Here is a 24,800-nt window from a genome sequence, read left to right on the forward strand (position 1 = left end):
AGTTGTAAACCAATCTGCCTAAAATATATCTACTTTTTCAAGAAACCTTACTATTATAACAAAAAGCAGAGAAAAATTCTCTGCTTTCAAAAGATATTATAATTAATTTTTTAGTGAATAGCCGATTTAAACTTACCACCATTTGTCTCTTGTGTACTCATAATCGTAACAAACGCATTCGCATCAATTTCATACACAATTGATTTTAACTTTGTCACTTCTAGACGTGTTACCACTGCATAAATAACTTCTTTTTCTTTATCCGTGTAACCGCCTTTCGCTACAAGCTTTGTAGTTCCACGACCAAGACGATGCAAAATCGCATTTGATACTTCCTCATATTGATCTGATACAATTAAAACAGCTTTCGTTTCATCTAAACCTTGAATGACTGTATCAATTGTTTTGAATGCAATGTAGTACGTCATAACAGAATACATCGCTTGTTCAACACCAAATACAAATGCTGCCCATGCAAAAATGAATAAGTTCACAAACATTACAAATTCGCCTACGGAGAAAGGTAATTTCTTCGTTAATAAAATACCCATAATTTCTGTTCCGTCCATTGATCCACCATGACGAATAACGAGCCCTACACCAAGACCTAAAATAAGACCACCAAACACTGTAGCTAAAATTGGCTCTGTTGTAAATGGCGGAACAGCATGTAACGTTGATTCAATAAACGCTAAAGCTACAATACCGAACGCCGAAGATAACATGAACGTTTTTCCAATTTGCTTATAACCCGAATACATAAATGGGATATTGAGAATAACGACCAAAGTAGAGAAACTTAACCACCAAATATTAGGAGTAAGATAATCTAATATAAGAGAAATACCAATAATTCCACCATCAATAATTTTATTTGGCATTAAAAATAATTCAATCGCTACCGCTGCGCATGCTGCTCCAAAAATAATCATAACTAAACGATACATAAGATGGATAACACTTTCTTTTCGATGTTGCTTCTGCTCCATAAGTCCTCCCTATACTCTTTTTCTATATTTTTGTCCTTATATTATAACATACGCTTCTTTTTCTCATGAAAAAAGAAGCTCTATATGAATATGTACAAGCTACGTACTCATATATTTCGATAGAAGAACGTGTGAAGGAGGATAACTCGATGAACCTCATTAAACAACTTGTAAATAAAAAATTAAATCATATTTCTACAAAGGAATTATTGAAATATAGTAAAGAATATGATGTTCCAATTACGACTGCACAAGCTGATCAAATTGTTGGACTTATGAAAGGAAAGAATATTAACATTTACGATAATGACGAACGACTAGCGCTCTTAAAACAAATAGCTCAAGTAACCTCGCCCGCTACTGCCCAACAAGTAAATACTTTATTTCAACAACTACTAAAATAAGGAGGGGATATTCCCCTCCTTATTGCTTATTGCGCTTTAATTTTCTCAAGGAGTCCTTCATCAAAAGTACCATTTTTCAGCATTTCGATTTCCAATTTATATGGCGGCTTCTTGTCCTTTTTATCTTCACCTACATATGGTGTTTCCAGAATTTTTGGTACGTGCATTAATTGCGGATGATGCACAATATGATGCAATGCTTTATAACCGATATGACCGAAACCGATATTTTCATGACGGTCCTTTCCTGCGCCGCGTACATTTTTACTATCATTAATATGAAGTACTTGTAAACGATCGATACCAACAATCTTATCAAATTCGTTTAATACACCGTCAAAGTCATTTACAATGTCATATCCTGCATCGTGCGTATGGCATGTATCAAAGCATACCGATAGTTTTTCATTATATGTTACACCATCAATAATTTTTGCAATTTCTTCAAAGCTACGGCCGCATTCTGTTCCTTTTCCTGCCATCGTTTCTAACGCAATGTTCACCGTCTGATCTGGCGTTAATACTTCATTCAGTCCTTTAATAATTTGTTGAATACCAGCGTCTGCCCCTGCACCAACGTGCGCACCTGGGTGAAGAACGATTTGTTTTGCCATACCTAATGCTGATGTTCTTTCAATTTCCATACGAAGGAAATCTACACCTAATTGGAATGTTTCTGGCTTCGTCGTATTTCCAACATTAATAATATATGGCGCATGTACGATAATCTCTTCGATACCGTTTTGTTCCATATGTTTTCTTCCTGCTTCTATATTCAATTCTTCAATTGGTTTTCTTCTTGTATTTTGCGGTGCACCTGTATAAATCATAAACGTCGTTGCACCGTATGAAACAGCCTCTTCACTTGCTGCTAATAACATTTTCTTACCACTCATAGAAACATGAGATCCAATCTTTAACATACAATCACCTCTTCAATATACAATAGATATAATGATAGCATAATTTGTAGAAATATGTAGTGAATTGTTTTTCCATTCTCCACTGATTATTATCCTCGTAAATAGCTAGATAAAAAAAGATAAGGGAAATCCCTTATCTTTTTTTATTGCTATATTTTCTTTTCACTTTGTCACGTTCTGTTGCAAGTTTACGTTTATAATTTGGTTTTACTTTTTTCGGTTTTTTAACAACTTTCGTTGCCATAACATCAAGTTCATCATTTGGTTTTTTACGGCTCTTACGACGACGACGTTCACCTAAATCCGCCCACTCATCTCCGCGTAAATCTACATGTTTAAACTCGATATGGCGTTGTTTTTCTAAACTATCTAACGCTTCTTCGTTTGCTGGATCATAAATCGTCACTGCAATACCTGAATAGCCTGCACGTGCTGTTCTTCCCACTCGGTGAACGAAGAAATCTAAATCTGATGGAAGTTCGTAGTTAATAACATGACTAATTCCTTCAATATCAATACCACGAGCTGCTAAATCAGTTGCAACAATATATTGGAATTCAAGGTCACGAATTTGTTTCATCATTTTTTTACGATCACGAGGTGATAAATCTCCGTGAATTCGTCCAACTTTTAAGCCGCGTTCCGTTAATCCGTCAGCAACTTGATCTGCCATTTTCTTCGTATTCGTGAAAACAACTGCTAAATACGGCTTAAATTGTAGCAACATTCTTTTCACTAAATCGATTTTGTTACGATGTTTAGAAGGCACTAAATAATGCTCGATATTTCCAGCCGCAACTTGTTTTGGATTGATATGAATATGCTCTGGATTCTCCATGTATTTCTTCAGAAACGGTTTTAGTTTTTGAGGAATTGTTGCAGAGAAAACTAACATTTGCAAGTTTTTAGGCATGCGTGCTGCAATCTTATCTACATCATGAATGAATCCCATATCAAGCATTAAGTCTGCTTCATCGACAATAATTGTATTTGCTTTATGAACAAACAGTGCTTGTTCTTCTACTAAGTCTTTAATACGTCCTGGTGTTCCAACTACAATATGAGGTTGTTTTTTCAACTTTTCAATTGATCGTTGTTTATCAGTTCCACCAATTAAACAACGTGCTGTAATCATTTGATCTTCCGCACAGAACTTTGTTAATTTCACGATTTCTTCGTAAATTTGTTGTGCTAACTCACGAGTAGGCGCTGTAATAACAAGTTGTACTTCTTCACGACCTGGGTTAATTCTGTTCAATGTAGGAAGTAAGTATGCATGTGTTTTCCCAGAACCTGTTTGGGATTGTCCAATTACACTTACACCTTTTTTCACGACCGGGAAAATTTTCTGTTGAATTCCTGTCGGCTCTGTAAAGCGTAGTTCACGAACTGCATCTATTAAAAATGGTTTAAAATCATACTGTGTAAAAGTTTGTTGTGTCATAAGTTACACCTTCTTTCTAAATTTCTACTGCGCGCACAAATCAGTCAAGTCTACATTATATCGAAATCTACAAGTAAAATCCATCTTTAGTTTAGGTTTTTACTTCAAAAACTAACCTTCTTCCCTCTTATTGCATATTGTATGTGTATATACCTAACTGAAGAAAGGAGGATTTCTCACATGTTTCCAAAATCCCCCATGAGGCAAATGTATCCGAATCCAGGGCAGCAACCTTATACACCATATCCAATTCCACAACTACCACCGATGGCACAAAAAAAGAAAGGATTTCTTGCTAAACTCTTTAAAAAACACGATCCAACCGAAGCTTTCATGCAAATGGTTCCGCCTTATCGACAAATGGAAGGACCGCCAATGATGCACCAGCAACCGCCACCTCAATATCGACAGCAATATCAGCAACAATACCAACACCAATACCCGCAACAATATCAACAGCAATATCAACCATACATGCAGCATCATCCCGAGCAAATGATCCCTCCTCAAATGTATGAATCAAACGAAACGCGCGGCGGTGCAGCAACTACAACCGCATCAAGTAGCGGCATCGGTAGTTTTTTTTCGAATTTAATTTCGAATCCAACTAATATGATAAATAATATCGAAAAAGTATCACAAGTCGTTCAATCTGTAAGCCCTGTCGTCGAACAGTACGGTCCCATTATGCGTAACCTACCAAGCATCGTTAAAATCCTCACCTCTGGAAAAAGTACGGAAGAAAATCCAACCGAAGATCAAACTGAAGACGTAACAGAAAAGGTTGAAGTAGCAACTCCACCTCCTCCACAAAAAAAAAGAAAAAGAAAAAAAATGGTGATTGAGCCAGTTATAGAAAAAGAAGTGCGCGAGGAGCCTGTTCAAAAAATAGCAACAAAACCAAAACTATATGTGTAACAATCCTTTGTTTTCTATCCACTCCTCCTTTATAATGTAAAAGACTATGCACAAAAGTATCTCTTGTTTAGAAGGAGAGGATTACTCATATGAAAATTGTTAAAATTTCCCCTCGTGGTTATTGCTACGGTGTTGTGGACGCGATGGTTATTGCACGTAACGCCGCATTAGATACATCATTACCAAGACCTATTTATATTTTAGGTATGATTGTTCACAACAAACATGTAACAGATGCATTCGAAGAAGATGGTATCATTACATTAGACGGTCCAAGTCGATTAGACATTTTAGATAAAATTGATTCTGGTACTGTTATTTTCACTGCACACGGTGTTTCTCCAGAAGTTAAACAGCGTGCAAAAGAAAAAGGTTTAACAACAATCGATGCCACTTGCCCAGATGTTACAAAAACACATGACCTTATTGAAGCAAAGAAAGCTGAAGGTTACCATGTCATTTATATCGGCAAAAAAAATCATCCAGAACCAGAAGGCGCAGTTGGTATCGCACCTGACATCGTTCATCTTATCGAAAGAGCCGATGATTTAAAAACATTAGAAATCCCAACGGATAAAATTTTAGTTACAAATCAAACAACGATGAGTCAATGGGATGTTCAACATTTAATGGAGGACATTCAGAAGAAATTCCCAACAGCAGAGTTCCATAAGGAAATTTGTTTAGCAACTCAAGTTCGCCAAGAAGCTGTTGCCAAACAAGCTGATGTTGCAGACTTAACAATTGTTGTTGGTGACCCGAAAAGTAATAACTCAAACCGTTTAGCACAAGTATCGCAAGAAATCGCTGGTACGAAAGCATATCGCGTTGCGGACGTAAGTGAAATCAAATTAGAATGGCTACAAGGTGTCGAGAACGTAGCTGTTACAGCAGGCGCTTCTACTCCAACACCAATTACAAAAGAGGTTATCACTTTCTTAGAGCAATATGACCCAATGAATCCTGCTACATGGGAAAGAGTTCGAAAAGTACCGTTACAAAAAATATTACCTCGTGTAAAAGTGAAAAAAGAACAATAATAAAAACCGTTGCCTATATGAGCAACGGTTTTTATTTTTCTTATACAAATGTAAATGGATCTGTATGTAACTGCGAAGCATGAATATGTACATTCAGTTTCTTTGCATCTGCTTTTTCTTGTAATTGCTTTTGTACACCTTGCTTCATTACCTTTTCAACGTTATGTCCTGGGTCGACGATATTTAAACCGAGCATCATCGCATCATGGGCAACATGATAATACATGTCACCTGTTACATATACATCCGCACCTTTAAATTTAGCTTGATTGATGTATTTGTTACCATCGCCACCAAGTACAGCTACTTTGCGCACTTTATCATCTAATTTCCCAACAACTCGCGCACCCTTTACATCTAACGATTGCTTTACATGTTCCGCAAACTGTCCAAGTGTCATTTCTTCTTGTAAATACCCTATTTTTCCAAGCCCTAACGTTTCACCTTTGTTATCAAGTGGATACACATCATAGGCTACTTCTTCATATGGATGTGCTGTTACCATTGCTTTAATCACTTTTCGTTGTAGTGAAGCTGGAATAATCGTTTCGATTCGCACTTCTTCTACGCGCTCTAACTGTCCAGTTTCCCCGATATAAGGATTTGCCCCCTCTTGAGGTACAAACGTACCTGTACCCTCGCTATTAAACGTACAGTGACTATAATTGCCGATATGACCAGCACCTGCGTCTCCTAATGCTTTTCGTACTTCTTCTGCATGAGTTTCAGGCACAAACACAACAATTTTTTTCATTTCTTCTGCATATGTCGGTGCCAAAACTTCTGTATTTTGCAATCCTAACGCCTCAGCAAGTAAATCATTTACCCCGCCCTTAGCAACATCCACATTTGTATGTGCGGCATAGATTGCAATATCATTTTTAATACACTTTTCAATAATTTTCCCATATGCCTTATCTGTATGAATCGCTTTTAGCGGGTTAAAAATTAAAGGATGATGCGCAATAATGACATTCGCTCCTAATTGAATTGCTTCATCCACAACTTCTTCCGTTACATCTAACGCAATTAATACGTGCTGCACGGGTTTATTAAGCGCTCCAATCTGCAAGCCAATCTTATCTCCTTCCATCGCCAAATGCTTCGGATACATACTTTCAAATAACGAAATAATTTCATGACCATTTGGAATTTTACTCATGATAAAACCTCCCCTATCATTTTCATTTTCGCTTCTACTTCCGCACGCTTCGCTTTTGTTTCTTCAGAATCAGCCGCACGTTCTAACTGCTTTAAAATATTTTGGAAGTTTTTTAATTCTCCTTCCCACTTTTCAACGAAAACTTCACTTTTTTCTTTCATTAAAAATGGTCCCATAAATAATTCAGCCTGTTTATTTTCAGAGTAAGGAACCGTGATATTTCCTCGCTCCCCTACTAAAATCTCGTAAATTTTCCCATCTTCTTTTACGATTTTTTCATGGATAAGCTCCCATCCATTCTCAATAAACCATTCACGAATGTGATGCGCTGCAATATTCGGCTGTAAGATTAAACGTGTTACACCTTCTAATTTTTCTTTACCACTTTCTAAGATATCACGAATTAACGCTCCGCCCATTCCGGCAACCGTAATTACATCTACTTCTCCTGGCGCGATAACAGCTAATCCATTCCCTTTACGCACATCTACTTTATCTTGTAAGCCACTTTCAGCTACAGTTGCCTGCGCAGAGCGAAATGGTCCATCTACAACCTCTCCAGCAACTGCTTTAGTAGCAATATTATTTATAATTGTATAACACGGTAAATACGCATGATCCGATCCAATATCGGCAACTGTAGATCCTACTGGTATTTCACGCACAACTTCTTCTAATCGTTTTGAAAGCTTTACTTCATTCATGTATTTCCATTACTCCTTCTCTTGTCAGTCTGTCTCCATGATAATGAATTTATAGTAGTTGTTGCAAGCCTATAACAACAATTCACTTCTCTATCATTCATCGTATTTTAGAAAATATAGAAAAACAAGCCTTTTGCTTAAGCAAAAGGCTTGTCATACGGAACTTTATTTTTTCTTCGATAACCAATCAGCTACTTTAGCGGCTTGATCAGCTGGAACTATATTCGGTGGCATATTGCCTTTTCCTTTCGAAAGAATTTCTTTAATTTCATCCTTTGAAAGTTTCCCACCAATTTTTTGTAAATTAGGTCCTACCGCCCCTTGTAATTGATCACCGTGGCAGCTCGTACAGCTTTGCTTCACAATATCCTCTGGCTTGGATGCTGTTTGTGCTGGCTTCCCGCCATTTTTTGCATCAGCTAACTCTTTAGATTTATTTAGCCCCTGAAATGAAAATACAAACATAACGATAATACCCAATGCTGCAATAAGAGCGAACGGAATCAGCGGATTACGTTTCATATCTCTTCTCCCCCCTCTATACCCCTAAATAGTTAGATGATTCAGTCATTTCCATTGTACTTGAAAACGCTCTATCAGAAAAGAGTAAACTACTAATCGTTAAAAATATTCCATAAATTCAGTTTATTGTTTTTTATTGTTATATCGCTTATTATTTCGATAATTATTAACGTTTCTCATCATATTTTTCACTTTTCTACATATATTTTTGTATAGAATAAACAAAATTAATCGAAAAATCGAAAAATGAGCATTTGCAAATCAAAAGACAATTCTGTAAAATAAATTACAAGAAATTGTAATCGTTGCTGACAGCTAAAGTTTAACAAAAATTAACAAAATAAAAAAGTTTACTTCACAAAAGTGAAGTAAACTTAAAGGTAGCCTATTCTAAGAAATCCTTAAGACGCTTACTACGGCTTGGATGTCTCAATTTACGAAGTGCTTTTGCTTCAATTTGACGGATACGTTCTCTCGTTACGCCGAATACTTTCCCAACTTCTTCAAGCGTACGAGTTCGTCCATCATCTAAACCAAAACGAAGACGTAGAACATTTTCTTCACGATCTGTTAGTGTATCTAACACATCTTCTAATTGTTCTTTTAGCAATTCATACGCTGCATGGTCCGCAGGCGATGTTGCTTCTTGGTCTTCAATGAAATCACCTAAATGGGAGTCATCTTCTTCACCAATCGGTGTTTCAAGAGAAACTGGCTCCTGTGCAATTTTCAAGATTTCACGTACTTTTTCTGGAGCAAGATCCATTTCTTCACCAATCTCTTCAGGAGATGGTTCACGTCCTAAATCTTGTAATAATTGACGTTGTACACGAATTAACTTATTAATCGTTTCAACCATATGAACTGGGATACGAATTGTTCTTGCTTGGTCTGCAATCGCACGTGTAATTGCTTGGCGAATCCACCAAGTTGCATACGTACTAAATTTGAAACCTTTACGATAATCGAACTTTTCAACCGCTTTAATTAGACCCATATTCCCTTCTTGGATTAAGTCTAAGAAAAGCATACCACGGCCCACGTAGCGCTTTGCAATACTTACTACAAGACGTAAGTTTGCTTCTGCAAGACGACGTTTCGCTTCTTCATCGCCTTCTTCAATACGCGTTGCAAGTCGAATTTCTTCTTCTGCAGATAGTAAATCTACACGACCAATTTCTTTTAAATACATACGAACAGGATCGTTGATTTTAACCCCTGGTGGTACACTTAAATCATTGAGGTCGAATTCTTCTTCCGATTTTGCTATTTGGCGATTATTAGGGCCTTCGTCGTTGTCATTGTCGCCAACTAAGTCAATCCCTTGTTCACCTAAATATTCATAGTATTCATCCATTTGATCGGATTCAATTTCAAATCCATTCATGCGTTCTGCAATCTCTTCATATGTAAGAACGCCACGTTTTTTTCCGAGCTCAGTGAGTTGTTCTTTCACTTGCTCAAGGGTCATTTCAGTTTCAATTTGTTTAGAACGAGCTGGTTTGTCAGCCATCTGTTCCCCTCCTTACGCGAGATACAAACATTCATTATACTAAAAATTTATCAAAAAAGCTATTTTCTCGCTTTTTGATTTTGTAAATATGCTACATAATATTTAGCAGCCTCTACAGGATCTGTTTTTTCCATTTGTTTTATCTTGAAGATGATTTCCATCTTTTCAAGTTTTTCTTGATGACGTCTAAGCGTCTCCAAATGGCCTTGTAACACTTCTTCTGTGTATTCTGGATTAATAAATTCATCCGTCGAAATATCAGTAATAATATTTTTCAACTTTTCATCAGAGAGCCAACTTAAAAATGTTCCGACTGAAGGTTCATTTCCCTTTTCATAATATGCGTATAGTTCATATAAAATCCCTTTATGTTCTTCTGTATGAAAATCTTCTATGTGGGATTCCATACGAACGGCCACTTCTGGACTTTGCAACATATGGTAAATAATTTCTCTTTCTGCCCTTTCAAAACCTGTTAACTTCGGTTTTGTTTGAACAATTTGAGACGGCTTAGAAACCTGCTTTACTTGTTTTTGCTGTACCTTTTGTTCTTTGCGATATTGGTGCAATTGATTCAAAAGTGTTTCCATTGAATACGAAAATTCTTGCGATAATGACTTCAAATATGATTCTGCCTGCATCGCATCCTGTAACAACGATAACTCTTTTAAAACACTTTTCACATACTCTTCTTTGCCCGACTCATCTTGCAAATTTTTCCCTAAACGCAAATAATTTATTTTAAAACCAACAAAACTTATACTTGATTTCACAAGATTTTCAAAAGCAGTTGTCCCATATTGTTGCACATATTCATCAGGATCAAGCTTATCTGGCAAGGATGTAACTTTCACTTGGCAACCAACTTGCAACAATAATTGCCCTGCTTTCATCGTCGCTTCTCGCCCTGCTTTATCACCATCATAGCAAAGAACAACAGTTTCAACGTTACGTCGCAGAAGTTTTGCTTGTTCTTCAGTTAAAGCTGTTCCCATTGTCGCAACAGCTTCTTCCACACCACTTTTTACCGCAGCTAGTACGTCAGCATACCCTTCAAAAAGGACCACTTGCCCACGTTTTCTAATAAACGGCCTCGCTTGGTGGAAGTTATACAACAATTTACTTTTGTGAAAAATTGGTGTTTCTGGGCTATTTAAATATTTCGGAGTGTCATCTCCTAATGCCCTTCCACTAAACGCTATCACTTTACCTTGTAACGTATAGATTGGAAACATAACTCTTCCACGGAAGCGATCATAATGACTACCATCCTTCTCGCTTCTTATGAGAAGACCAGCTTGTTCCATACTTGATAGCGATAAACCTCTTTTTTGTAAGATTTTCGTTGCTGCATCCCAAGCAGGTGACGCATAACCAATTTCAAACTTCTCAATCATCTCTTTTGTAATACCACGTTTTAACAAATACGAAAGTGCTTCATTTCCTTCTTCTGTATTTACTAATAAATGATGATAATACTTTTTCAAAAGTTCATGAGCCTGTTGCATGATGACAGTGTCATCAGATATGTCTTCTTGTTGTCCTTGCCCTGATGTATACTCTGCAACCGCAATTCCATTTCTTTCACCTAGCTTTTGAACAGCTTCGGTAAAAGCCAGTCCTTCCATTTTCATTAGAAAGGAAAATACATTTCCACCTTCTCCACATCCGAAGCAATGAAAAATTTGCTTGTCAGATGAAACAGAGAATGAAGGAGAATTCTCACCATGAAACGGACAAAGGCCGAAATAGTTACGTCCCTGTTTTCTAAGTTGAACGTATTCACCAATCACTTCGACAATATCGGATGATGTCCGAATTTGTTCAACAACTTCTTCAGGAATTCTGTTCCCCATAACTCCATCTCCGTGTCGTATTTTGTATTCGATATAAATTAAAAAATTCCTTTATAATTCGACAATATTTTTTCTAAACTTATTAGAAAATGTTGTCGATCACGTTATCAAGCGATTTTGCAGACCCTTTTCTGCGTAACTTCGCAGATACGTACCTACTATATAAAATTGTATCCATTTGCTCATCTATTACAAATGTACCTCATGGAGACAATACATATGCACTTTTTCATAAGAAGACTAGCAAGCACCATATCCTATGTGATCACGAGATCTGTTTTTTGCATGTTGATACATATAAAGAAATCAACTTTTGCTTATTCAGCATCTACATAGATCCAAATTCCCTCGCTGCTTCCTTAAACGATGAGCATACGATGTGACAAACAAAATTTTGACATGAAATTTCGTTCCAGCTCGCACAATTGTCAGCCTTCACAATATATGCATCTGCATCAACTCATACCATATTGATGTTTTGCATATTTCTGTATTCTACATCCCTTCTGCGAATCCTTCCATAATGTGCGTTTTCTTGTATAGATTTTGTCGATTTAACGTAATTACATGTCATTTCTTAAATCCTATCCCTAGTTTATTCTGAAAAATTAAAGTCTAAACGTAAAATATAGGTTTTTATCACAATTTTTTATTATAATATATTTTCTTCAACTACGCTACATATCCCTTTATTTTTTCATCTTCTATTTCAGGATAGCGAAACCCTACCTTTAGCATAATAAAAAGACCGAAAAATATAAGCATAACCACTTCGCTATCATCTATTACGAAATCAGCAGGCACTGTGTTTCTCACGAGCGAAAAAAGCACATTCACCTTTGGTAAATGTGCTAAAACATTTTTTGGTTTTGCACTGCATTCACAATAATGTTAGCTGTTTCTTCAATCGCTTTGTTCGATACATCAATTACTTGACAATTTATTTTACTAACTACATTCTCAAAGTGATCAATCTCTTCTTTAATACGATTAATATTGGCATATGTTGCTCCATCACTTAGTCCAAGTGATTTCAATCGCTCTTTTCGAATATGATTTAACTTCTCTGGCGTGATTTTCAAACCGAAACATTTTTCTTTAGCCACTTGATATAATTCTTCAGGCGGATCTACTTCTGGTACTAGTGGTACGTTGGCAACTTTCAAACGTTTGTTATGAGCTAAATATTGAGAAAGTGGTGTTTTTGATGTGCGCGAAATCCCAATTAACACGATATCTGCTTTTAAAATACCACGTGCATCTCTACCATCATCATACTTCACAGCAAACTCAATCGCTTCAATCTTTTTAAAGTATTCTTCATCTAACCTACGAACAACACCAGGCTCATATCTAGGCACTTGCCCGGTAATTTCTTCAATTTGATCGATTAGAGGGCCAATAATATCATATGCCTCTACACCTTCTTTTGCAGCCTCTGTCACTAAATATTGGCGCATGTCAGGCTTTACTAACGTAAAACAAATAAGTGCTTGATTGCTCTTAGCAATCGAAATCACTTCTTTTAATGTCCCTGTATCTTCTACATACGGCACACGTCTAATATCAGGAGCAAATGGGAATTGCCCCATTGCTGCTCGAACAACCAAATCAGCCGTTTCTCCTACAGAGTCAGATACGACATATACGATTTTATTATCCATTACATTACCTCACTTTAAACAAATTACACTTATTCGTTATTTACTAAGTTTACAAACGCACGTGTAATATTTGTTTTTGTAATTCGTCCAACCACTTCTAAACCTTGTTTCGTATCTTTTACAACTGGCATCGCATCAATCTGTCTTTCTATTAATTCCATCGCAATATCATATAAAGAATCTTCTCTACGACACATCGCAATGTTTGGCATCCTTGTCATGATAATATTAACCGGAAGTGAGGTTAAATCCTGCTTCCCTAAGCTAGCTCGTAATAAATCTTTACGAGATACAACGCCTACTAATAGAGTCGATTGATCTACAACGAATAATGTACCTACATCCTCTAAAAACATAGTACAAATCGCATCGTATACCGATACATTTTTATCAATTACAACCGGTCTAGATTGATAATCTTGTACTTTAATTTTCTTAACAGCTTCAGATAATAACTGCCCCCCAGTTTTACCCGTATAAAAATAACCTACGCGTGGACGTGCTTCTAAATAACCAGCCATCGTTAAAATTGCTAAGTCTGGTCTTAGCGTTGCACGTGTTAATCCCAATTGCGCAGCAATTGACTCCCCTGTAATAGGACCGTGATCTTTTACAATCTGAATGATATGTTCTTGCCGTTTATTCAGCTCTATGATAATCACCACCTTTAATGCACAACGAAAAAAGTTATACTATCTCTTAAATATTATATACTAAATATGCTATTCGAAAAAGAAAGGATGTAAAAAGGACCGTATACGGCCCCAAATTATATTTGAAACTTATCAAGTTGTTCTAAGAAACGTCTTGATTTCAAATAAATCCCGCAATATTCATCATAATATGTATTCAATACTAAACGCATTTGTTTTTTTGTGCTATCCTTTACTGATACATTGCCAAGTCTATGTAAATCGAAGTGGTAGAAAAGACGCAATAATTTATGAACGGCTTCCCCCACTGGTATACGATACTGATCTTGCTCAGCATGACGTGAGCACAGAAAACCGCCCTCCCTAACAGAGAAGGCGACAAAATCTGTTTCTTGATGACAAATCGCACATGTATCAAAGTACGGGCGCATCCCTAATACCGGAAGCATTTTCGTTTGATAAATTAATGATAATACTTCTGGATCAACACCCTCACACATATAATGCAACGTTTGATATAACATTTCAAATAAATATGGATTATGTTTTTTATCTTCTGTTGCTTTATCAGTTAACTCAACAATAAATGATGCATAAGCAGTTAAAAATATATCCTCGCGAATTTCTTTCATAGTTGAAATAATCTCGCCTTGTTGCAAAGTTCCAAGTCCAGATCCCATTTGAATAAGAAAATGACCATGTGTCATAAGTTGCGAAACAGATGCTAACCGGCTTTTCGGTTTTTTCGCTCCTCTTGCCATTGCACTTACCTTACCCAATTCTCTTGAGAATATTGTAACAATCTTGTTCGTTTCTCCGTAATCTGTCGTACGGATAACGATGCCCTCAACTTTTTGAAACATGTTCGTCACCATCCAAGGTTTGAACAAAACGGGTCAAGAAATTGGAGAGTCTAGATGCGCTAGCTCCTCTTCATGTTGATCCATCTCATCGTTTACGTCTTTTTCCATTTCTTTCAAAAGCAAATACGTCTCAATGCTTCCTGTTTTGGAGAAAAACTTCCAGGTAAAATCTAGCATAAGAATCCACCTTTCTCAATAAGCGTAGCCTATAAACCAATTTCCTTTGTTGTTATTAAATTGACCCATTTTGTCCATTTTCATGTGAGAAAAATTTTTCCTAATTTATCAAAACTCGTAAAAACCAATAATCAGCGGATGAACAAAACATCCGCTGATTACAGCTTTACTCTATTTTAATACTCGTCTTCGCGGAAACCAAGGTCACGAAGCTGAGACATTTTATTACGCCAATCTTTTTGCACTTTTACCCATACTTCTAAAAATACTTTAGAACCAAGTAATGCTTCAATATCAAAACGAGCTCGCTTACCGACTTCTTTTAACATCTTCCCTTGTTTTCCGATAATAATCCCTTTTTGCGACGGACGTTCCACAACAATCGTTGCATTAATATAAACTGCCCCGCCCTCGCGTTTTTGAATTGCATCGATAACAACAGCTACAGAATGCGGCACTTCTTCACGTGTTAAATGTAGTACTTTCTCACGAATAAGCTCTGCAATAATAAATCTCTCCGGATGATCCGTTACTTGATTATCTGGGTAGTATTGTGGTCCTTCCGGTAAATACTTTTTAATTGTACCAATTAGGGCCTCTACGTTATTACCGTCTAATGCAGAAATTGGTACGATTTCTGCAAAGTCATGTAATTTGCGATATTGATCAATTAACTCTAATAATTGTTCTGGGTGAACTTGGTCAATTTTATTAATAACTAAAAATACTGGTTGTTTCGTTTCTTTTAACTTCTCGATGATGAATTCTTCACCACGACCAAAGCCTTCAACAGCATTCACCATAAATAGAACGATATCAACTTCTTTTAATGTCGTTTGCGCCATCTTCACCATGAAGTCGCCTAGTTTATGTTTCGGTTTATGTATTCCTGGTGTATCAATAAAAATTACTTGTGAATCATTTTCTGTATATACACCTTGAATTTTATTACGAGTTGTTTGTGGCTTGTCACTCATAATAGCAATTTTTTGACCAATAATACGATTTAAAAATGTAGATTTCCCAACATTCGGTCTGCCAATAATAGAGACAAAACCTGATTTATAACCTTTTCTATTCATGTAAATCCTCCGCTAAAAATGCTCCTGGTAACAATTCCCCGACTGTTGTCTCTTGAACGTCACCATGTAAATTTGATAGGTATACTTTCGTATCCTGTTTACATAATTCTACCATAACTTGTCGACATGCTCCACAAGGAGGTACTGGACGCTTCGTATCCGCCACAATTGCGATAGCTACAAACTCTTTATCTCCTTCAGAAACCGCCTTAAATAAAGCTGTTCTTTCTGCACAGTTACATAAGCCATATGAAGCATTCTCAACATTACATCCACGATATACTTTTCCATCCTGCGTTAATAATGCTGCACCTACTTGAAATTTAGAATATGGTACGTACGCTTGTTTACGCGCTTCGATTGCTTCTTGAATTAATTGTTGACCATTCATATTCCCGCATCCTTCCTGTTCACAGCTGTGAATAGATACACTCTCTTATTAAAGGCCTTTACGGCACCTTCAAAGCTTAAGAAAAGCTTTGGAATGCAACTATACCACATACGGTAAAAAGATAATAGCACCAATTATAACGGCTATTATCGCAAACAATAAAACCGCTCCCGCTGCGACATCCTTTGCGACCTTCGCAAACGGATGTATATCGGTAGTCGCTAAATCTACTGTTTTTTCCACAGCCGTATTTACCATCTCTAAACTCATTACAATTCCTATTACAATAAGTAATACCATCCATTCTACTTTTGTAATATGGAAATAAAAGCCGCAGCATATAACAACAACTGCGGCTAAATAATGAATTTTCATATTTCGTTCATGACGAAGACAAAAGAATATACCGACTATAGCATACCCAAAACTATCTATAAGTTTTCCTTTTTTCATCGTCCTAATCCAAATGCTTCTAAAATTTCTTTTTGTCTTCCGAACATTTCTTTTTCATCCGCTTCTGTCATGTGGTCATAACCAAGTAAATGTAAAAAGCCATGTAACGCTAAAAAGCCAAGTTCACGATCAAAAGAATGTCCATACTCTTCAGCTTGTTCTTTCGCTCTCGGAATAGAAATAATAAGATCACCTAACATACGCGGCATTTCTGCGCCCACAATTTCCATTTCTCCTTCTCCCATTTCTTCCATAGCAAAAGAAATGACATCAGTAGGCTGATCCTTATCTCGGTAATCACGATTAATCTCGCGAATGCGTTCGTTATCTACAAATGTTACTGATAACTCTGCACCATCCTCTATTTTTTCCATTTGAGCTGCTTTTCCTAATATCTCACGAATTAAATTCACATACTCTTCTTTCACTTCTTCTGTTTCATCAATGAAATCAATTAATAAACTCATTCTTTCTCCTTATCTTCCGGTGGTTCCGGATATGTAATACGCGAATGGAAAATACCATTTAACGTTTCACATAACGTTTTTCCAACGATTTGTAGTTCCTTAAATGTCAAATCACATTCACTAAATTGCCCATCTTGCAGGCGATCTTTAATAATACTTTGTACTAAATTATTAATTTGATCTGGCGTTGGGTGATTCATAGAACGTACCGCTGCCTCAACACTATCCGCAATACCAACGATTGCCGATTCTTTAGAAGTTGCTTTTGATCCCGGATAACGGAACATCTCTTCTGTATATTTTTCTTTATCTTCTTTAATCGCCTTATAATAAAAATATTTCAGGAGCGTTGTACCATGGTGTTGTCCAGCAATATCGATAATTTCTTGCGGAATATGGTATTCTTCGAGCATCTTTACTCCATCGGTTACATGAGCAATGATAATATCTTTACTCGTCACAGGATCTAATTTATCATGCGGATTTTCAATTCCCATCTGGTTTTCAATAAAGAATTGTGGTTGTACTGTTTTTCCTACATCATGATAGTACGCCCCTACACGCGCTAATACACCATTTGCTCCAACTGCTTCACAAGCCGCCTCAGAAAGATTCGCTACCATTACACTATGGTGATATGTCCCTGGCGCTTCTAATAAAATTCTACGCAACAGCGGATGATTCGGACTTGATAATTCCATAAGCTTCATACTTGATACAATTCCAAGTCCACTTTCTAAATATGGTAATATCCCCATAGCCAAAACGGATGAGATAATTCCTGAAAGGGAAGCCATTAATAATTGGGTACCAATTTCAAGAGGCGAAAAATTCCCATTACGTAATAATAATAACGCCGCCAAGACGACTACATTTAAGATTGAAACGAGTATACCAGCTTGTAAAATCATCGTACGACGATTTTTTTCTCTTAAGAAAATGCTCACTGATAATGAACTTAATAACACATAAATGCCTACACTATAATTTAGTGTACTTGTTACTCCTTCATTAAACATAATACTTCCGCACACAGAAAAAATCATACTTGTTAAAAATACAAATCGATCGCCAATCATTAGTTTTACAAGTATCGTTCCCATCGCAACTGGGACAACATACGCAATTCCTGCATATTCAAGCTTTTGAAACAAACTAATAATTTTCATTAAAACAATCGTGATAGACAAAATTGTAATATACGCTAAAATGTACGGTTTGTCTTCTCTTTTCCGCTGTAAAAATACTTCAAACTGTTTATGCATAAAGTATAGTAACACACCAATGAGCACCGCTAATCCAACATAAGGCTGAAAACTATTACCTTTTTCTAATAAACCGACTAATTTCAACTGATTATACATATCACTTGAAATTGTTTCACCTTCTCTAACAATAACTTGTCCTTGAAGAATATAAACAGGTGGAACTAAATCTTCTTCTGCTTTCTTCTTCTCTTTCGTTACAGCCGGATCATAGAAATAATTTGCTGTAATCGCATATGATCCTAGCGCATTCACAGCTTCTTTCAATCCGCTATTCACATTCAGGCTTTTCATTTCATTAACAAATCGCTCTTTCGCCGCCATTTCTTCGGACATTTTAATATTTCCACCCATGATAACGCTAACAGACGTTAAAGCCGCATTCTTTGCTAATTCTAATTGATCCGGTTCTGCATTAATAAAGTATAATAAATTCTCATCCGATAATTCCTTCGTTAAATTGGATGGCAACTTCTTCTTCAACTTTTCTAATTTATTCGCATCGGTCATCTTTTTTTGCTCTTCAGGTCCAGCAGCTTTCATCTCCTGAATTACTTCATTCACCTTAGCAAAAACATCATTTACAATATCTACTCTATTTTGTTTATATTCACTTCTATATGTATATTGATCCCCGACTTTTTGAGCGGCCTCTTGTTTTTTTCTTTCCGTTATAACCTTATCTTCAATTTTAATAGGAGAATGAATTGTTTTTTTCGCAATAGAATACATATCAACATCTAATTGCTCTGGTTTCACATTATTCATAAGTGCAAAAAACAGCACCGCCCCTAATAAAACGTAAGAAATCCAACTTAGTTTTTTCGAATGTTGTAAATTACGAAACCACTTAGAAATTTCTTGAGATCTTAACATGATTTCAATACCTTCTCCTCTCTAGAAATAAAGTGAAACTATTTATAGCTTTCATTTCTTCTAGCCAACGATACTTTTAGGTAACATTTTTATACACCAGTACCTATAGTTTATTTCTCTTATCTTTTATGATAGTAAAAAATATGCCGTTCGCCAACCTTAATACAAAAAGAAATGATCCTGACAAATAGGATCATTCCATTTTATCATATGCCTCAATAATACGTTGTACCAGTGGATGCCTTACAACGTCCGTTTGTTCTAACGTAATGAATGAAAGACCTGATACACCAGATAAAATGTTAGCGGCTAGCGTAAGCCCTGATTTTACCCCTTTTGGTAAGTCTACTTGTGAAGGGTCCCCCGTAATAACCATTTTAGAACTAAAACCTAATCTAGTTAAAAACATTTTTATTTGTGCACCCGTTGTATTTTGCGCTTCATCTAAAATAACAAATGAATCATCGAGCGTACGTCCTCTCATATAAGCAAGAGGCGCGATTTCAATTACACCTCTCTCCATCATACGCTGCGTATATTCTTGTCCAAGAATATCGTGCAGAGCATCATACAATGGACGTAAGTACGGATCTACCTTCTCTTTCAAATCACCTGGTAAAAATCCTAAACTTTCTCCAGCTTCTACAGCCGGTCTCGTTAAAATGATTTTCTTTACATACCCTTGCTTTAAAGCTCTTACAGCCATTACTACAGCTAAGTATGTTTTCCCAGTCCCGGCAGGTCCTATTCCAAATACAATATCATTTTTCTTCATTGCATGAATATATCTTCTTTGTCCCATCGTTTTTACACGAATGGATTTACCTTTTGCCGTTTTAAAGATTTCTTCTTCATATAACTCTTCAAATTGAGCAATTTTCCCTTGTTGTGCGAGCTGAATTGCATACGCAACATCTCTTTCTGTAATTGACACACCTTTTCGAATAACAACAAGTAGTTGTTGTAAGATTTTTTCTACGAGTGTCACAGTTTCAACTGCTCCAGATGCATGAACAGTTTCACCTCTAGTTACGATTGATACATTCAGTTCCCGTTCAATTACTTTCAAATGAGCATCATTGACTCCAAAAAGAGCGATTGCTTCATTAGTATTTTCCAATTGTTGGTTCATTTCTACTAATTGTTCTGCCATTACTCAGTCTCCTTGAATATCGGATTCGGATATTGGTTGTGGCTCTGCAATATTTTCAATCACAGTATAATGCAAAGTGACTTTTAGTTGATCCGCCTCAACCTCTTTACTCAAAATCTTATCACTTACAATCATAGCATGTTCATCCAATTTTTTCTTTAGTTCTTTTTCAGCCATCTCTTTTGCTACTTTCATTGCCTGTTTTTCTGTATATTCTCGGTTCGCCTCTTCCTCTTCTCGCACTACATCTTTTTCATATGCAATCGGCAGTGTAAAACCAAATAATTTCACATCATGTTTTACACTTTCCGTACGAGAACGTTTATACTTATCATGCTGAAATCCCCATATTTTTATTTTTGTACTCCCAAATGTAAGGTAATGCTCATTATACGTATTACCAGTATATACTTGAAATTGCGTCTTGAGTGGTACATTCACCTCAGATGTGTACCACGTTTCTCCATATACAATACCTTTCGCCGAAACAATGGTTGGACTCTCCTCATTACCGTATATCCCTGATACGAGAAGCTGCCCTTTTTCTACATGATCATTTTTTAAAACGACTGGTTTTCCAACTTCAACAAATGTTTTTGTAACAATCGCTTCTTTTTTTGCCACTAAATTTTGCGGCCTTTGTTCTTTTTCTTTTTTCGGCTCATTTTTTTCAACAATTTTAAAATGGTACGTCGTTCCCCTTACTTCTAGTCCTGCCCAAGTAATCGCATTAATATTGTCCGTCAAATGACGTTGTACATCTTCTACACTAGGCATTTGGAATTGTAATTTTCCTTTTTTAATACCCATTTTGTCCAATTCTTTCATCAATATATATTCTGTTTCAGGTTTCGCTCCCGTAATTTCAATTTTCCAAACCATATTCGATAATGCAATCATGCCAAAGAAGAAAATTAAAAAACCAATTAAGAATCCACTATTTTTAATTAAGCGCTTATTCCAAAATGGAAAACCGTAACGCCCAATAAAATATAGTTTACACTCATTTTTTCTATAAATCGGCTTTATTTTTTTCACATCTCGTAATAGCATACAAAAGACTAACGTTTCATCGGCGATTTTCTTAACGTCCCAAACTAATAATTTTCTACGCACACATTCGTTAACAAACCGCTCCGCTCCTCTACCTTCAATTCGTACCTTTACATATCCAAGCCACTTTATAAACCATTTATTTTTCATCTACTACCTTCACTACCTTTCCAAAAGTAGACACACTACTTTTCACTTTAATTAGCAAAATAGCTCGTACGAAAATGAAATAAAGAGTTTTATTTTCCATAAATAGCGGGATAAAGTGAGACTTTAATCAGCCCTCACCAATTGGACTTTAATGGACAGCCCGACCCCCACCTAACTTCTTTGCTTTCGCTGAATTTTGAGGCGGGGGCTTACTGCCCATTAAAGCGGGATAAACTTAAATAGTAGGGGCAAATCATTAGAATAAAGAAGAAAAACTTCACATACGGAAGTTTCCCTTACTTCTCTTTCTGTTCGTCTTCTAAAAACGTCACTTGCTCAATTATCCCTTCAAGCAAAAGTTCTTCCGGAAGGATTGTTTTAATAACAAAGGACTGCCCCTTAATTAATAACTGACCATGCTTTAACAACAATCTTACTTCTTTATCTGAAAACACTAATAAACCTCGATGATTTTCTATATAGATATGCACTTGCCCAACAAGCGTGATCCGAGGTAGATCCATTAGCACATCCACTGGTAGGTCTATTTGCTTCGTTAACCAATTCTTCATTTGTTCTAATTTTTTCATCCCAAAAGACCCCCTCTCATCCCATATGTATGAAAAAAGAGCTTGTAATATCACGTCCAAACTGAAAAAAGCATAAAAAAACGTCTCATACGAAATGAGACGTTTTTTTATGCTAATAGCTGGATAACCAGCTTATTCACAAGCGATCCATCTGTTTTACCTTTTACTTTCGGCATAACAGCAGTCATCACCTTACCCATATCTGCTTTAGACGTCGCACCAACTTCAGAAATAACTTGCTTGATTATATCAACTAGCTCTTCTTCCGTTAATTGCTCCGGCAAATATGCGCTTAAAATCTGAATTTCACTTTGCAGTTTATTAACAAGGTCTTCACGACCAGCTTTTTTAAATTCAAGGAGGGAGTCCTTATGCTGTTTTACTTCACGAGCTAAAACTGTTAGTTCCTCTTCTTCAGTAAGAGTATGCTGTAGTTTAATACCTTCATTTTGTAAAGCAGCCTTAACCATACGAATGACGGTTAATTTTTCTTTTTGTTTATTCTTCATCGCTTGTTTCATATCATCGTTTAAACGACCGAGAAGACTCATAACTTACACCCTCTCTTAGAATTTACGCTTTCTTGCCGCTTCAGATTTCTTCTTACGTTTTACACTTGGTTTTTCATAAAACTCGCGCTTTCTTGCTTCAGCAAGTGTACCAGTTTTAGAAACCGATCTTTTAAAACGGCGAAGTGCATCCTCCAAAGACTCGTTTTTACGAACGACTGTTTTTGACATTCTCTTTCCCTCCCTCCGAAACATCACACTTACATACTAACTCCAGCATGCAAAAAGAAACACTTCTTCAGCATGTCTTTTACGATTATAATACATTTTATCACTTCAGGTCAACTATTTGACAGAATAAAAGAAGAATAGATGCTCTTCCTTTTTCAAAAACTATGCAGATAGCTGTTATCTTTTCCCCTGAAGGCAACTATATTTTTGTCATTATACCTTTTTTCATGCAGAAACGTACGGAAAAACTACTCATTTCATACATTTTCAGTACTTAACTTCTCCACTAAAAAAAGAAAGCATGCAAATCGTTTCCGTTTGCATGCTTTTTTATCCCAATTGGTGCGGGCTAATAATGAGCGGGGAATGAATCCCACGCTCATTAAAGTTTCACTTTATGCGCTTGCTGATTCCTTTTTCACATCATCTTCAAGGACACGAACAAATTGCGCTTCGTTATATGGATAACCAGCTTTTGTGATTTTTACTTTCACTAGTTTACCGATTAATTCTTCTGATCCTTCAAATACAACTTTCAAGTAGTTATCTGTATAACCTACATATAGGCCTTCACGGTCGCCCTCTTTAAATTGTTCTTCTGGAATAATTTCAAGTACTTCTCCTTCAAACTGCGATGCATACTCTTTCGCTAATTGATTAGATAGTTCAATTAAACGGTGAACACGATCATTCTTCACATCTTCAGGAACTTGATCTTCCATACGCGCTGCAGGTGTTCCTGTACGTTTTGAGTACGGGAATACGTGCAACTCAGAGAAGCGATTCTCTTTAATGAAATTGTATGTTTCCATGAATTCTTCTTCTGTTTCACCTGGGAAACCAACGATTACGTCTGATGTAATCGCAAGACCTGGTAACGCTTCTTTCAAACGATCTAAGCGCTCTTGGAAAAATTCCATCGTATATTTACGACGCATACGCTTTAATACAGTATTAGAACCAGATTGCAACGGAATGTGTAAGTGACGTACAACTACTTCAGACTTATCTAACACTTCAATTACTTCATCTGAAATTTGACTCGCTTCAATAGAAGAAATACGAAGACGTTTTAATCCGTCTACTTCCGCTTCCATATCACGAAGTAATCCAGCTAAGTTATAATCTTTAATATCTTCACCATATCCACCTGTATGAATACCTGTTAATACGATTTCCTTATAGCCTGCATCTACTAATTGCTGCGCTTGTTTAATAACTTCTTTCCCATCGCGAGAGCGCATTAAACCACGCGCCCAAGGAATAATACAGAATGTACAGAAGTTATTACAACCTTCTTGTATTTTTAAAGATGCACGTGTACGGTCCGTGAAGTAAGGTACATCAAGTTCTTCATATACACGTGTTTTCATAATGTTACGTACAGCATTAATTGGCTGACGCTCTTTACGGAATTCTTCGATGTATCCTAACATTTTTTCACGATCTTGTGTACCAACTACAATATCTACACCTGGAATCGCCATAATTTCCGCTGGAGATGTTTGTGCATAACATCCTGTTACACAAATAACCGCATCTGGGTTTTGACGAACAGCACGTCTAATAACTTGACGACTTTTCTTATCCCCCGTATTCGTTACTGTACATGTATTAATAACATATACATCAGCTTTTTTTTCATATTCAGTTCTTTCATATCCACCTTGTTTAAACAATTGCCAAATGGCTTCTGTTTCATAGTGGTTTACTTTACAACCTAACGTATGGAACGCAACAGTTGACAT

The 24,800-nt window shown here is 36.4% G+C and carries 26 protein-coding genes; 3 read left to right on the forward strand and 23 right to left on the reverse strand.

Annotation, left to right across the window (positions count from 1 at the left end; all coding sequences use genetic code 11):
- Window positions 1-110 precede the first annotated feature (110 nt).
- A complete protein-coding gene (locus tag BGI23_RS20675; RefSeq protein WP_000435966.1) occupies window positions 111-989 on the reverse strand; it encodes a YitT family protein in 879 nt (292 codons plus the stop codon).
- A 149-nt stretch (window positions 990-1,138) separates the two neighbouring features.
- Between BGI23_RS20675 and BGI23_RS20680 the strand changes: the two genes are divergently transcribed.
- Window positions 1,139-1,393, forward strand: a complete 255-nt coding sequence (locus BGI23_RS20680; RefSeq protein ID WP_001048963.1) for a DUF2624 domain-containing protein — start codon at window positions 1,139-1,141, stop codon at window positions 1,391-1,393.
- Window positions 1,394-1,419: 26 nt separating this feature from the next.
- On the opposite strand, the gene BGI23_RS20685 is transcribed toward BGI23_RS20680, so the two are convergent.
- Together BGI23_RS20685 and BGI23_RS20690 are read right to left on the reverse strand one after the other, a co-directional pair.
- Complete coding sequence (locus BGI23_RS20685; RefSeq protein ID WP_000912464.1) at window positions 1,420-2,316, reverse strand: deoxyribonuclease IV; 897 nt, start codon at window positions 2,314-2,316, stop codon at window positions 1,420-1,422.
- A gap of 133 nt (window positions 2,317-2,449) precedes the next feature.
- A complete protein-coding gene (locus tag BGI23_RS20690) occupies window positions 2,450-3,760 on the reverse strand; it encodes a DEAD/DEAH box helicase (RefSeq protein WP_000194027.1) in 1,311 nt (436 codons plus the stop codon).
- Window positions 3,761-3,940: 180 nt separating this feature from the next.
- Between BGI23_RS20690 and vrrA the strand changes: the two genes are divergently transcribed.
- Entirely contained in the window at window positions 3,941-4,678 is a 738-nt protein-coding gene (vrrA, locus tag BGI23_RS20695) for a VrrA/YqfQ family protein (protein ID WP_000484139.1), read from the forward strand.
- An 89-nt stretch (window positions 4,679-4,767) separates the two neighbouring features.
- Window positions 4,768-5,718: a 4-hydroxy-3-methylbut-2-enyl diphosphate reductase gene (locus tag BGI23_RS20700; RefSeq protein ID WP_070806840.1), complete on the forward strand. Its 951-nt coding sequence runs from the start codon at window positions 4,768-4,770 to the stop codon at window positions 5,716-5,718.
- Window positions 5,719-5,758: 40 nt separating this feature from the next.
- Here the strand turns inward: BGI23_RS20700 and BGI23_RS20705 are convergent, their stop codons facing one another.
- The 20 genes from BGI23_RS20705 to mtaB all read right to left on the reverse strand — a co-directional run bounded on the left by BGI23_RS20705 (window position 5,759) and on the right by mtaB (window position 24,800).
- Entirely contained in the window at window positions 5,759-6,880 is a 1,122-nt protein-coding gene (locus BGI23_RS20705; RefSeq protein WP_070806841.1) for a Nif3-like dinuclear metal center hexameric protein, read from the reverse strand.
- Window positions 6,877-7,584: a tRNA (adenine(22)-N(1))-methyltransferase gene (locus BGI23_RS20710; protein WP_070806842.1), complete on the reverse strand. Its 708-nt coding sequence runs from the start codon at window positions 7,582-7,584 to the stop codon at window positions 6,877-6,879. The genes BGI23_RS20705 and BGI23_RS20710 overlap by 4 nt, the downstream gene beginning before the upstream one ends.
- A 165-nt stretch (window positions 7,585-7,749) precedes the next feature.
- Window positions 7,750-8,106 carry a cytochrome c550 gene (cccA, locus tag BGI23_RS20715; protein WP_000828145.1) on the reverse strand — a complete coding sequence of 119 codons (357 nt, stop codon included), beginning with the start codon at window positions 8,104-8,106 and terminating at the stop codon, window positions 7,750-7,752.
- Between the two features lie 385 nt (window positions 8,107-8,491).
- Window positions 8,492-9,619: an RNA polymerase sigma factor RpoD gene (gene rpoD / locus BGI23_RS20720; RefSeq protein WP_000764060.1), complete on the reverse strand. Its 1,128-nt coding sequence runs from the start codon at window positions 9,617-9,619 to the stop codon at window positions 8,492-8,494.
- A 59-nt stretch (window positions 9,620-9,678) separates the two neighbouring features.
- Window positions 9,679-11,475 carry a DNA primase gene (gene dnaG, locus BGI23_RS20725; protein ID WP_000528216.1) on the reverse strand — a complete coding sequence of 599 codons (1,797 nt, stop codon included), beginning with the start codon at window positions 11,473-11,475 and terminating at the stop codon, window positions 9,679-9,681.
- A gap of 851 nt (window positions 11,476-12,326) precedes the next feature.
- Entirely contained in the window at window positions 12,327-13,139 is an 813-nt protein-coding gene (locus BGI23_RS20740) for a pyruvate, water dikinase regulatory protein (protein ID WP_000368943.1), read from the reverse strand.
- A 29-nt stretch (window positions 13,140-13,168) separates the two neighbouring features.
- Complete coding sequence (locus tag BGI23_RS20745) at window positions 13,169-13,801, reverse strand: transcriptional regulator CcpN (RefSeq protein WP_000583759.1); 633 nt, start codon at window positions 13,799-13,801, stop codon at window positions 13,169-13,171.
- 107 nt (window positions 13,802-13,908) lie between these two features.
- Window positions 13,909-14,655, reverse strand: coding sequence for a DNA repair protein RecO (gene recO / locus BGI23_RS20750; RefSeq protein ID WP_000487010.1), 747 nt, complete (start codon window positions 14,653-14,655; stop codon window positions 13,909-13,911).
- A gap of 33 nt (window positions 14,656-14,688) precedes the next feature.
- The gene (locus BGI23_RS20755) at window positions 14,689-14,832 is read right to left on the reverse strand and encodes a YqzL family protein (protein WP_000883924.1); all 144 of its coding nucleotides are present in this window, start codon (window positions 14,830-14,832) and stop codon (window positions 14,689-14,691) included.
- Window positions 14,833-15,008: 176 nt separating this feature from the next.
- The gene (gene era, locus BGI23_RS20760; RefSeq protein WP_001080241.1) at window positions 15,009-15,914 is read right to left on the reverse strand and encodes a GTPase Era; all 906 of its coding nucleotides are present in this window, start codon (window positions 15,912-15,914) and stop codon (window positions 15,009-15,011) included.
- Window positions 15,907-16,305, reverse strand: coding sequence for a cytidine deaminase (locus BGI23_RS20765; RefSeq protein ID WP_001014347.1), 399 nt, complete (start codon window positions 16,303-16,305; stop codon window positions 15,907-15,909). The genes era and BGI23_RS20765 overlap by 8 nt, the downstream gene beginning before the upstream one ends.
- A 99-nt stretch (window positions 16,306-16,404) precedes the next feature.
- On the reverse strand, window positions 16,405-16,758 hold the full coding sequence (locus BGI23_RS20770) for a diacylglycerol kinase family protein (protein WP_000715482.1): 354 nt from the start codon (window positions 16,756-16,758) through the stop codon (window positions 16,405-16,407).
- Complete coding sequence (gene ybeY / locus BGI23_RS20775; RefSeq protein WP_070806843.1) at window positions 16,755-17,225, reverse strand: rRNA maturation RNase YbeY; 471 nt, start codon at window positions 17,223-17,225, stop codon at window positions 16,755-16,757. The genes BGI23_RS20770 and ybeY overlap by 4 nt, the downstream gene beginning before the upstream one ends.
- Complete coding sequence (locus tag BGI23_RS20780) at window positions 17,222-19,366, reverse strand: HD family phosphohydrolase (RefSeq protein ID WP_000946450.1); 2,145 nt, start codon at window positions 19,364-19,366, stop codon at window positions 17,222-17,224. The genes ybeY and BGI23_RS20780 overlap by 4 nt, the downstream gene beginning before the upstream one ends.
- A gap of 193 nt (window positions 19,367-19,559) precedes the next feature.
- Window positions 19,560-20,519, reverse strand: a complete 960-nt coding sequence (locus tag BGI23_RS20785; RefSeq protein ID WP_000840516.1) for a PhoH family protein — start codon at window positions 20,517-20,519, stop codon at window positions 19,560-19,562.
- Window positions 20,520-20,522: 3 nt separating this feature from the next.
- On the reverse strand, window positions 20,523-21,722 hold the full coding sequence (yqfD, locus tag BGI23_RS20790; protein WP_000792485.1) for a sporulation protein YqfD: 1,200 nt from the start codon (window positions 21,720-21,722) through the stop codon (window positions 20,523-20,525).
- A 296-nt stretch (window positions 21,723-22,018) separates the two neighbouring features.
- The gene (gene yqfC / locus BGI23_RS20800; protein WP_000732266.1) at window positions 22,019-22,312 is read right to left on the reverse strand and encodes a sporulation protein YqfC; all 294 of its coding nucleotides are present in this window, start codon (window positions 22,310-22,312) and stop codon (window positions 22,019-22,021) included.
- Between the two features lie 107 nt (window positions 22,313-22,419).
- A complete protein-coding gene (locus BGI23_RS20805) occupies window positions 22,420-22,863 on the reverse strand; it encodes a GatB/YqeY domain-containing protein (RefSeq protein WP_000054571.1) in 444 nt (147 codons plus the stop codon).
- A 15-nt stretch (window positions 22,864-22,878) separates the two neighbouring features.
- The gene (gene rpsU, locus BGI23_RS20810) at window positions 22,879-23,052 is read right to left on the reverse strand and encodes a 30S ribosomal protein S21 (protein WP_000048061.1); all 174 of its coding nucleotides are present in this window, start codon (window positions 23,050-23,052) and stop codon (window positions 22,879-22,881) included.
- Window positions 23,053-23,447: 395 nt separating this feature from the next.
- The gene (gene mtaB, locus BGI23_RS20815; RefSeq protein ID WP_070806844.1) at window positions 23,448-24,800 is read right to left on the reverse strand and encodes a tRNA (N(6)-L-threonylcarbamoyladenosine(37)-C(2))-methylthiotransferase MtaB; all 1,353 of its coding nucleotides are present in this window, start codon (window positions 24,798-24,800) and stop codon (window positions 23,448-23,450) included.

Source organism: Bacillus sp. ABP14 (genome assembly GCF_001831375.1).
GTDB classification, from domain to species: domain Bacteria; phylum Bacillota; class Bacilli; order Bacillales; family Bacillaceae_G; genus Bacillus_A; species Bacillus_A paranthracis.